The 9,741-nt window shown below is 59.9% G+C and carries 9 protein-coding genes; 8 read left to right on the top strand and 1 reads right to left on the bottom strand.

Features of this window, described 5'->3' with window-relative positions:
• Nucleotides 1-125: 125 nt before the first annotated feature.
• The 3 genes from AC11W3_RS06805 to AC11W3_RS06795 all read left to right on the top strand — a co-directional run bounded on the left by AC11W3_RS06805 (nt 126) and on the right by AC11W3_RS06795 (nt 2,372).
• Nucleotides 126-809 (top strand): MgtC/SapB family protein, encoded by a 684-nt coding sequence (locus tag AC11W3_RS06805; protein WP_484089908.1) that lies wholly within the window; start codon nt 126-128, stop codon nt 807-809.
• 57 nt (nt 810-866) lie between these two features.
• The gene (gene rbr, locus AC11W3_RS06800; RefSeq protein WP_484089907.1) at nt 867-1,403 is read left to right on the top strand and encodes a rubrerythrin; all 537 of its coding nucleotides are present in this window, start codon (nt 867-869) and stop codon (nt 1,401-1,403) included.
• Between the two features lie 147 nt (nt 1,404-1,550).
• Nucleotides 1,551-2,372 carry a cytidylate kinase family protein gene (locus AC11W3_RS06795; RefSeq protein ID WP_484089906.1) on the top strand — a complete coding sequence of 274 codons (822 nt, stop codon included), beginning with the start codon at nt 1,551-1,553 and terminating at the stop codon, nt 2,370-2,372.
• A gap of 132 nt (nt 2,373-2,504) precedes the next feature.
• Here the strand turns inward: AC11W3_RS06795 and AC11W3_RS06790 are convergent, their stop codons facing one another.
• Nucleotides 2,505-3,359: a PHP domain-containing protein gene (locus AC11W3_RS06790; protein ID WP_484092698.1), complete on the bottom strand. Its 855-nt coding sequence runs from the start codon at nt 3,357-3,359 to the stop codon at nt 2,505-2,507.
• A gap of 355 nt (nt 3,360-3,714) precedes the next feature.
• Between AC11W3_RS06790 and AC11W3_RS06785 the strand changes: the two genes are divergently transcribed.
• The 5 genes from AC11W3_RS06785 (at nt 3,715) to AC11W3_RS06765 (ending at nt 8,939) form a co-directional block, all read left to right on the top strand.
• Nucleotides 3,715-3,939, top strand: coding sequence for a hypothetical protein (locus AC11W3_RS06785; protein WP_484089904.1), 225 nt, complete (start codon nt 3,715-3,717; stop codon nt 3,937-3,939).
• Nucleotide 3,940: 1 nt separating this feature from the next.
• Nucleotides 3,941-4,597, top strand: a complete 657-nt coding sequence (locus tag AC11W3_RS06780) for an endonuclease III domain-containing protein (protein ID WP_484092697.1) — start codon at nt 3,941-3,943, stop codon at nt 4,595-4,597.
• Nucleotides 4,598-4,733: 136 nt separating this feature from the next.
• Nucleotides 4,734-5,591: an NAD(P)-dependent oxidoreductase gene (locus AC11W3_RS06775; protein WP_484089902.1), complete on the top strand. Its 858-nt coding sequence runs from the start codon at nt 4,734-4,736 to the stop codon at nt 5,589-5,591.
• Nucleotides 5,592-5,959: 368 nt separating this feature from the next.
• Entirely contained in the window at nt 5,960-7,759 is a 1,800-nt protein-coding gene (gene ftsH / locus AC11W3_RS06770) for an ATP-dependent zinc metalloprotease FtsH (protein ID WP_484092696.1), read from the top strand.
• Nucleotides 7,760-7,892: 133 nt separating this feature from the next.
• Nucleotides 7,893-8,939: an IS110 family RNA-guided transposase gene (locus AC11W3_RS06765; RefSeq protein WP_484089900.1), complete on the top strand. Its 1,047-nt coding sequence runs from the start codon at nt 7,893-7,895 to the stop codon at nt 8,937-8,939.
• Nucleotides 8,940-9,741 lie beyond the last annotated feature (802 nt).

Genomic DNA, 9,741 nt, shown 5'->3' with positions numbered 1-9,741 from the left:
CTCTCCGGCCCCCCGCGGCCCGCCGGTCCGGGACAGTTCTCTTTGCCGCTCACCATTCGCAGCGGAGCCAGGACCAAGTCCGTTCTCCTCACCGTTGCCGTTTCCGTCCAGGAGGAGTGATCACCTTGGGGCCTGAGCTCACTTTAGCGCTCGTTTGGCGGTTGCTGCTGGCATCGATACTGGGCGGCATGATCGGCCTGGAGAGGGAGATCCACGGCCGCCCCGCCGGGTTCAGGACCCACCTGCTGGTTTCCCTCGGTTCCTGTGTCTTCGTCATCACCTCGGTCGAGTTCTACCACATTTACGGCAACTTCACAGGTACCGTACCTGTCGGGGTGGATCCCGGCCGGGTCGCCGCCCAGGTGGTAACCGGCATAGGTTTCCTCGGCGCCGGCGCCATCATCCGGGAGAGGGCCTCGATCCGCGGTCTCACCACCGCTGCCTGCCTGTGGGTCGCCGCCGCCCTCGGTCTCGCCTGCGGCGTCGGGCTCTTCTACCTAGCCATCTGCGTCACGGCGATCGCGTTGGGGAGTCTGCTCCTCCTGAAGCAAGTGGAGAAGAGGCTGCGCCGGGACTCCTATTTCCTCGTGAAGGTCTGGGGCGACAACCGCGCCGACTTTATCCAGAAAGTCCACCAAATCGTCGCTTCCTGCGGCATAGAGACCCTGGACGCAGGCTACGACAAGAACCTCGACCAGCAGCGCATGTTCATGGAATTCCAGGTCAAGCGGACCGCCAAGTGCGGTCCTGCCGAACTCCTCGCCAGCCTCAGCACCCTTGAGGGGGTGAGGCGGGTCAGGGTCGAATGACAATCAACCTAAACCAGGCCGGAGTCACTTCCGGCTGATGCGGAAACGGAGGCGCAAATGCCGGAACTGAAGGGGACGAAGACGGAGAAAAACCTGCTGGAGGCCTTTGCCGGAGAATCGCAGGCCCGCAACAAGTACACCTACTACGCTTCGGTGGCCAAGAAAGAGGGGTATGAGCAGATCGCGGCCCTCTTCCTTGAGACGGCCGAGAACGAAAAGGAGCACGCCAAGCTGCACCTGAAGGCGCTGGGCGGCATCGGCGACACCATCACCAACCTCAAGGCCGCAGCGGCCGGCGAGTACGCGGAATGGCTCGACATGTACCCGCGCATGGCCAGGGAGGCCAGGGAGGAAGGTTTCGGCTCGCTGGCGGTGATGTTCGAAGGAATCGCCACGATCGAGAAGGCACACCAGGAGCGTTACAAGGCGCTGCTGGCCTCCGTCGAGGAGGGGACCGTCTTCAAGAGCGAGGAGCCCGTCACCTGGAAATGCAGGAACTGTGGCATGATCCACGAGGGGACCGAGCCGCCGCTGGCCTGTCCGGTCTGTCATCACCCGAAGGGTTACTTCGAGCAGCTGGCTGAAAACTACTGAAGTTCCCGCCTCTGTGCCTCGTGAAAACCGTCCCCCTCCCGCCACGGAGGGGGATTTCTATGTTATCCCACCCGCTCAAAAATGTTGTATACAGTTGGGCTTGCATGCTATGATGCGTTGGTTTCTCATTAGCAAAGGAGGCAGAGCATGGCAATCATTACCATTTCCAGAGAGATGGGCACAGGCGCCTACGCCATCGCCAAGGAATTGGCGAAGAGGCTCAAATATACCCTTATCGACCGCCTCAAGATCGAGGAACTCGCCCCCTCCTACGGGCTGACCCCCGAGATCCTGGAGAGGGTCGATGAGAAGCCTCCCTCCTACCGCACGGCGGAGGACCGCTTGCAGGCCGCTCACCTGGCGACCATGGAACAGATTCTTCTCGACTGCGCCAAGAAGGGGAACGTGATCCTCTACGGCAGGGGCGCCCAGGACCTGATCACCGGGCTCAAGAACGTGCTCAAGGTTCGCTTCGTGGCCCCCTTCGAGGATAGGGTCGAAAAGTTCGCCGAGCGGGAGTGGATCGACCCGGACCTGGCCAGGGAGCTGATCAGAAGGAGCGATCACCAGCTCGGTGGCTTCATCCATTTCTACTTCAACAGGGACTGGAATGACCCGATGGGCTACGACATGGTCTTCAACACCACCCGGTTGAGCCAGAGTAGTCTCGTCGACACCATTATCGCGGCCATGAAGGATCCCCGCCTGAAGGAAGGCGAGGACGAGTCGATGGCCATGCTCGATGACCTGATCATCGCCAAGAGGGTCGAGGCCGAGCTGCTGAAGTCGAGCCTGGCGCGGGCTTTGAGGTTCTGCATCGTATCGGACAACGGCGTGGTGACCATCTCCGGCCACGTCAAGTCGGAAGCCGAGGTCGAGGAGGCTGTCCGCATCGCCATGGGCGTCGATGGGGTCGTCGACGTCGAGTGCGAGCTGGACGTGCTGAACTTCAAGCCGGGCAAGGACTAACCTCCCCACAAAAGCTCCACGCCAATAAAGAAGGCGGATCAACCGGTCCCTACGGGGATGGTTGATCCGCCTTTTTCTTTATCAGCAAAAGGATGCGGTTGCCCACTGTCCCTTAGCGCATGGGAGGAGCTGTTACCTGCTCTCCCTCAGCCGCTTCAGATTTTCGACGCAGCTGTACGGGACGGCCATATTCCCGCGACCGGTCCCCATACTGATCCCTTCCTCGATGCCGTGGTAGTCCGAGCCGCCGGTCCAAACCAGCCCCTTTTTCTCCGCGTAGGCTTTAAGGTAGGCGCTTTCCTGCTCGCTGCAGACGTTGTTGTAGGCCTCGACGCCGTCAAGCCCCATGTCGCACAGGCTGTCCATGATCCCGGTCAGCGTCTCCCTGTCGTTGCTGATCGTGGTCGGGTGCGCCAGCACCGCCACGCCCCCCAGCCGCCTCACCGTCTCCAGCGCCTCGTCCATCGGGAAGTAGCGCTTGGGGACGTCGCAGGGGATGAGGTAGCGTTGGAAGGCGTCCTGCATGTCGTGGGCGTATCCCTTGGCCATCAGTACCTGTGCGATGTGCGGGCGGCCGAGAGCGCCTCCGGCCAGGGCGGCGGCCTCCGCGCTGGACATGGGGGACCTTCCTTCGAAGGCGAGCTTTTCATTGATCCGGTCGACGATAGCCTCCCCCCTGCGCTCCCTTCTTTCGCGGAACTCCGACAGGATGTCGAGCAGACCCTGGTCCCGGTAGTCGAGCAGGTAGCCGAGGAGGTGGACGTCGTGGTATGACTGGAAGGCGACGGAGAACTCGATGGCGGGGATAACTTCGAGGTTGCAGGCGACACCGGCTGCTACCGCCTCATCAATGCCGTCAACCGTATCGTGATCGGCGAGGGCTATGGCCTTGAGCCCGAGGTTGCAGGCCATGGCGACGAGGTCTGCAGGCGCGTGGACGCCGTCGGAATAGTTGGAGTGCATATGCAAGTCTACCAGGTTTTTCATGTTTTCTCCTGTAAAGTCAGATGGCCATTATAGGTGTTTTCACCTTTTCTGCAACCGCTAAGGCATGCCCCCTGCGGGACTGCCGTCCCGTGCGCCAATGCCCGCAGGCTGCCGCCCCCTCCGGCCCTGTAGGAGCGCCCTTCCCGGCGGGAACACCGTGCGGCAGCAATCACCTTTATGAGGAAACGGCCGCCGCCCTTTCATTAGATATTTTCTAACCTTCGCGTCTCTGCGTCTTTGCGTGAGCGCCCTTTACTCCTTCATCTGCCCGATCCTCACCACTTTATCAGTTGCCTTGCCCACTTCCTTCTTGTATAACAGGGCGTGGTACTTACGTTGTTGACAAGAGGTGTGTGTGGCAAAGAAAAACGGTATGGCAGGGGCGGTCGCCGCCCTGACGATCTTCATTCTGGGCGGGGTCTCGACCTTCTCGGGCCTTGGCCTCATCGGATTCATGAAAGGACGTGATCTTTTCGGACTTGGTGATGGGCGGAGCTTCGGCTTGGTTCTTCTCTGCGTCGGACTACTCTCCTCGATGGCCGGGGTGCTGATCATGCGGCTGGTGAGGAACAGGGTGTAGCGTGAGGGACGAGCAGGTCCACGAGGCGATGGCGATCCTGTCCGAGGCAGTGAAGGGGTGGGTGACCCCGGCTGTCACCATCGTCGCCACCCGGGATCGCGACCCGTTCAAGGTCCTCATCTCCTGCATCATTTCCCTGCGCACCAAGGATCAGGTGACGGCCGACGCTTCGGCGCGGCTCTTCGCCCTGGCGGACACGCCGGACAAATTGTCCAGGCTCACCGCGGCCGAGATCGAGGCAGCCATCTATCCGGCCGGCTTCTACCGCAACAAGGCCCGCCAGATCCTGGAGATCTCCCGGCTGCTGGCCGAGGAGCACGCGGGAGTGGTTCCGGACGAACTCGAGACCTTGCTGAAGTTCAAGGGGGTGGGGCGGAAGACGGCCAACCTGGTGCTGACCCTGGGCTACGGCAAAGCGGGCATCTGCGTCGACACCCACGTGCACAGGATCTGCAACCGGTGGGGATACGTCAGGACCCAGACGCCGGAGCGGACGGAACTGGCGCTCAGGAAGAAGCTCCCGGCCGAGTACTGGATCATCATCAACGACCTGCTGGTCACCTTCGGCCAAAACCAGTGCACCCCGGTTTCGCCCAGATGCTCCAGCTGTCCGCTCTATCACCTCTGCGACCGGGTGGCGGTTTTGAAGTCTCGCTAAAACAATGTTTGCATTAGGCGATGATTTCAGTATAATGAGAACCTGATCTTCACGCGAAAAGCCAGAATCGCTCCGCCTGGCGGGGCTGGACTGTTATCGCTGATGCCGCCGGCATCAGTAAACTTGGGGGGTATCTATGCTGAAAAAGATCGGTTTTGTAGGGCTGGGGACGGTTGGCCTGCATATGGCCGCGAACCTGGCCAAATCGGATTATGAATTGACGGTGTACGATGAGGACGCGCAAGCCATGGCCGAGCTGGCCAAGCTCGGTGTCAACGTCGGGGAATCTCCCAAGGCCACGGCCAAGGGTAAAGACCTGGTGATCGTCATCGTCCCGGAGAGCAAGTTCCTGGTCTTCGGCGAAGGCGGGGTTCTGGAAGGGATCGATGCCGGCACCATCATGGTCGACATGGGTACCCATTGCATCGAGACCATCGAGCGCATGGCCGAAGAGGCCGCCAAACGCGGCGTCATGTTCCTGGAAGCGCCGGTCTGGGGTAGCAAGGAGCACGCCGCCAACGGGCTCCTCACCATCCTGGCCGGTGGCGACGAGTCCCTGCTCGGGCGCTGCCGCGAGCCTTTCTCCTACTTCGGCCTCAACATCATCCACATCGGCAAGGTCGGCGATGCAACCAGGATGAAGCTGATCGTCAACCTGCTGCAGGCCGAGATGATGCTGTCCCTTTCGGAGGGGCTGGTCTTCGGGGAGAAGATGGGCTTCAGGCCGGACAAGATACTCGAGGTGCTGGACTCCGGCGGGGTGGCCTCTCCGCTCTTCCACTCCAAGGGACGCAGCATCGCCCGCGGGGACTTCAGCCGCAACCTCGCGCTGAAGTACGTGCACCAGCAGATGCAGAGGGTGCTGGAGAGCGCCGACAAGCTCAAGCTCGACCTTCCTGCCGCCAAGACCGTAACCACGGTCTTCGCCAAGGCCGTGGCCGACGGCATCGGCGAGGAGGACTTCTCCGCCATCGTGAAGCAGCTGCGGAAATAGCAATTGCCGCCATATCAGCAGGTCAGGGGCGCCCGCCAGGGCGCCTCTTGTCGTTTCCGATCCAATTCTCCCCCTCCCTAGCCCTCGCCGCCGCTCCTTCACCCTGCGCTCTTCAGGCGCCGCAAAATGAATTTACTGTAATCCATTTCCTATTAAGATAATTTATGTGTACAAAAAAACGGCCAATCGGGTACAAATAATTGTTCCGGTTGCTTTATCGCGCTCCGGAACTCCTCCCATCCCGCCGACTTAGCCAGAAAGATTTTTCCGACGATGTTTACCTTCTTTTCATCATGCAATCCTGCATTCGGTGAAGACATACCTGACCTGCAGGCATTCAACAACAACGGAACAGGAATTGGGGCATTATGGGTTACACAAAGAACGTTAGGCTGCTGATATTGGTAATGGTTTTGGGAATTACTGGAGCTGTCTTCTCTGGCCACTATATTTGGAAGAACTACTACTCCAATACCAGTAACCAGATCAGCTACACTTCATTCATCGACAAGATCAACGCCGGCGGTATTCAGAAAGTAAAGATCATAGGTGACGAGATCAATGCTGAGGCTAAATCGGGAGAGAAGTATCAGCTCTTCGTCCCTGCCGGGGCGGAGTTGTCGAAAGTCCTGGTAGCAAAGCACATCGACTTCTCATCAACTCCAGCCGGACAGACCAAATGGTTCGAGCTGAGCATCATACTCATCGTCGCTGGCGGAGTGCTCCTCCTGTTCAAGAAGTACAGCGGTTTCGGTCGCAGCAAGGCCAAGCTGGTCAGCGGTTCCAAATCGCGGACCACCTTCGCTGATGTGGCCGGGGCGGAGGAGGCCAAGGTCGAGCTGATGGAGACGGTGGAGTTTCTGAAGGATCCTGAGAAATTCTCGACCCTTGGCGGGAAGATGCCTACCGGTGTGCTGCTGGTCGGCCCTCCGGGAACCGGCAAGACACTGCTGGCTCGCGCCGTAGCGGGCGAGGCGGGCGTCCCATTCTTCGCCATCTCCGGTTCCGAATTCGTCGAGATGTATGTAGGTGTCGGTGCTTCCCGGGTCCGGGACCTCTTTGCCGAGGGGAAAAAGGCCGCGCCGTGCATCCTCTTCATCGACGAGATCGACGCCGTCGGTCGCCGTCGTGACGCCGCCGCCGGTGGCGCGAGCGACGAGAGAGACCAGACGCTGAACCAGCTGCTTGTGGAAATGGATGGCTTTGCTGTCAACTCCGGGATCGTGGTGCTGGCCGCGACCAACCGTCCCGAGGTGCTGGACCCGGCGCTTCTCAGATCCGGCCGCTTCGACCGCGAGGTCGTGGTTCCCTCTCCGGACATCCGGGGCAGGGAAGAGATCCTCAAGGTCCACGCCAGGAACGTACCGCTGAGCGCCGGGGTCGACCTGCGGGTCATCGCCCGCGGCACCCCCGGTCTCTCCGGCGCCGACCTGGCCAACGTCGTCAACGAAGCCGCCATCCTCGCCGCCCGCTCCAACAAGGGCGAGGTCGAGATGATCGACTTCGACACCGCGCGCGACAAGGTGCTGATGGGCGCCGAGAAGAAGTCGATGGTGCTCTCCGACAAGTCGAAGCTCAGCACCGCCTACCACGAGGCGGGGCACGTGCTGGTGGCGAAGCTCGTTCCCGGTTCGGATCCGGTGCACAAGGTCTCCATCATCCCCAGGGGGCGCGCACTCGGTGTGACCCTGCAGATCCCGGCGGAGGATATCTACTGCTACACGAAGGAGATGCTGGACGCCCACCTCAAGGTCCTCATGGGCGGCCGCGCCGCAGAGGAGCTGGTCTTCAAGACCACCACCACGGGGGCGGGTAACGACCTGGCGCGAGCCACCGACACCGCGCGGAAGATGGTCACCGAATGGGGTATGTCCAGGGCCTTCGGGCCGGTCGCCTTCGGGAACCATGAGTCCACCGACCCCAATGCCGGCCACACCGGGAAGAATTTCAGCGACACCACCGCCCTCGAGATCGATTCCGAGATCCGCTCGATCGTCACCAACTGCTACAACGACGTGGTGAACCTTCTCGACACCCACATGGACGCCCTGAAGGCTCTGACCGAGGACCTGGTCGCCAAGGAGACCCTCGATGCCGCCGAGATAGACGCGGTCCTGTCGCCGCACCTGGCGAAGGCAGGGATCGAGCTCCCGGCGCTGCAAGGATAGTAAGTCCTCCTGTCGGGCTGCAAGACCGCCGGCGTGCAGTGTTGTCCGGATACTATAGAAGGCCCCCCTTGGGCATACGCCGTTTCTGACGTATGCTCGGCTTTGCGAGAACCATTCTCCAAAGGGGGCCAAGATGAGATTCTACACGAAGTCGCACAAACATTACTGCGGAATCGATCTGCACGCTAAGAAGATGTTCCTCTGTGTCATTGACGCAGAGGGAAATGTGCTGTTCCACCGAAACGTCAGTGCTTCACCCGACAGCTTCCTCAAAGCCATTTCCCCCTTCCGGGATGGCTTGGTGGTAGGTGTCGAATGTATGTTTGCCTGGTACTGGCTTTCCGATCTCTGCAGCAAGGAAGGAATCGACTTTGTCCTTGGACACGCGCTTTTTATGAAAGCAGTCCACGGCGGGAAAGCTAAAAACGACAAGATCGATTCCCATAAGATTGCGGTGCTGCTTCGCGGTGGCTCCTTCCCCGTGGCCTATGTCTATCCTCCAGAGATGCGGGCCACCCGCGATCTGCTGAGACGTTGGAACCATTTGGTCCGCAAAAGAGCGGAGTTGCTGGCTCACATCCGGAACACGGCGATCCAGTACAACTTGCCAGAGATCGAGGTGACCCTTTCTTGCGAGGGGAACCGCAAGGAGATCGACTTACACTTTCCCGATCCGCAGGTCAGGAAGAGTGTCCAGGTCGACGTCGCCATGATCAATGCCCATGATGACGTCCTCAGGATCTTGGAAGCCGACATTGAGAAGACGGCCCGACGCCACGACGGACACGCTCTGATGCTGCTGAGGTCGGTCCACGGAATCGGGCTGGTTCTCGGTCTGGTGCTGCTCTACGAGATCCATGACATCAAGCGTTTCGAGACTGTCCAGGACTTCGCTTCATACTGCCGGCTGGTGAAGTGCAGTCATGAATCAGCCGGCAAGAAGAAAGGGACCGGAGGCGCCAAGATGGGGAATGCCTATTTGAAATGTGCCTTTTCCGAGGCTGCCATCTCGTTTGTGCGTCTCAATCCCTCGGCCAGGAAACTGTTCGACAACATGGTCAAGCTGCACGGAAAGGGGAAAGCCTATGCCATCCTTGCGCACCGACTGGCGCGAGCAGTTTACTACATGCTGAAGAACAAAGTGCCGTTCGACTTGGAAAAGTTCCTGGCAACGGCGTAGAACAGGAGGGGACGGAGCAGCTAGAAGCCTAACTGGAACCACACAGGGGAGAGCACGATCATGACCGCAATCATCTGCGCCTTTGAGCGCGTAACCGGTCAATGTGCCAACAGCCCCGGCTCCATTTGTTCGGATTAGAGCCCGTCCCGCTCCTTACATAATGAACTTGATTGCAGTCTCCAGAGTGTTCTGCCCCTCGCCGAGCCCGGGTACTAACTGCGATCATCCCTTTAGGATGCATCCCGAGTTTTGATTAGGACGGCATAGGGTACCGTATGGTTTCCAGGTCGCGTAGGCGATGCCTGCGCAGCCGCTGCACGTAGTGATCTACAGCGGCGTGAGCCTCGATAAGTGTTTGGTGCAGGACCTTTCCTGAAAGGAAGAGGTCTTGACCCAGGTGGAAGAAATGAAGTCGGAACAACGGATGCTGCTGATCCAAGGCCATAAAAAAACGATTCAAAGTCGTCAGGGCACCTTTTTGCCTGTTGACAGACGGGGGCCTTATAAGTGACAGACGGGGGCCTTATAAGGGTTAGGTTTTTGCGTTGCCTCTTTCCCCTCCCAACCTTCCTTAGAAACTGCTCCCTCTCCCCATGGGAGAGGGCTGGGGTGAGGGCAAGTGCCACGGAGATACGGGCTTCCCTCACCCCGACCCTCTCCCGGAGGGCGAGGGGGAGCTTGAAATGTGGAGAAATGGGCAGGTGCAAGTACCTAACCGGACACCGCTGCCCTGTCCCCCCTTTGACAAGGGGGGGACGCCGCGCCGATAGCATCGCAGTTTGAGCCCGCTGACACCCGCGGG

The organism is Geomonas sp. (assembly GCF_056994735.1).
Note: the sequence above shows the minus strand (reverse complement) of the source record. Positions and strands in the feature narration are given on the sequence as shown.

Bases quoted from the DNA above. Each gene is read 5' to 3' on its own strand.
- AC11W3_RS06790 (WP_484092698.1), bottom strand. From the start codon at position 3,359: ATGAAAAACCTGGTAGACTTGCATATGCACTCCAACTATTCCGACGGC.
- AC11W3_RS06765 (WP_484089900.1), top strand. From the start codon at position 7,893: ATGAGATTCTACACGAAGTCGCACAAACATTACTGCGGAATCGATCTG.
- AC11W3_RS06795 (WP_484089906.1), top strand. From the start codon at position 1,551: ATGGCAATCATTACCATTTCCAGAGAGATGGGCACAGGCGCCTACGCC.
- ftsH (WP_484092696.1), top strand. From the start codon at position 5,960: ATGGGTTACACAAAGAACGTTAGGCTGCTGATATTGGTAATGGTTTTG.
- rbr (WP_484089907.1), top strand. From the start codon at position 867: ATGCCGGAACTGAAGGGGACGAAGACGGAGAAAAACCTGCTGGAGGCC.
- AC11W3_RS06775 (WP_484089902.1), top strand. From the start codon at position 4,734: ATGCTGAAAAAGATCGGTTTTGTAGGGCTGGGGACGGTTGGCCTGCAT.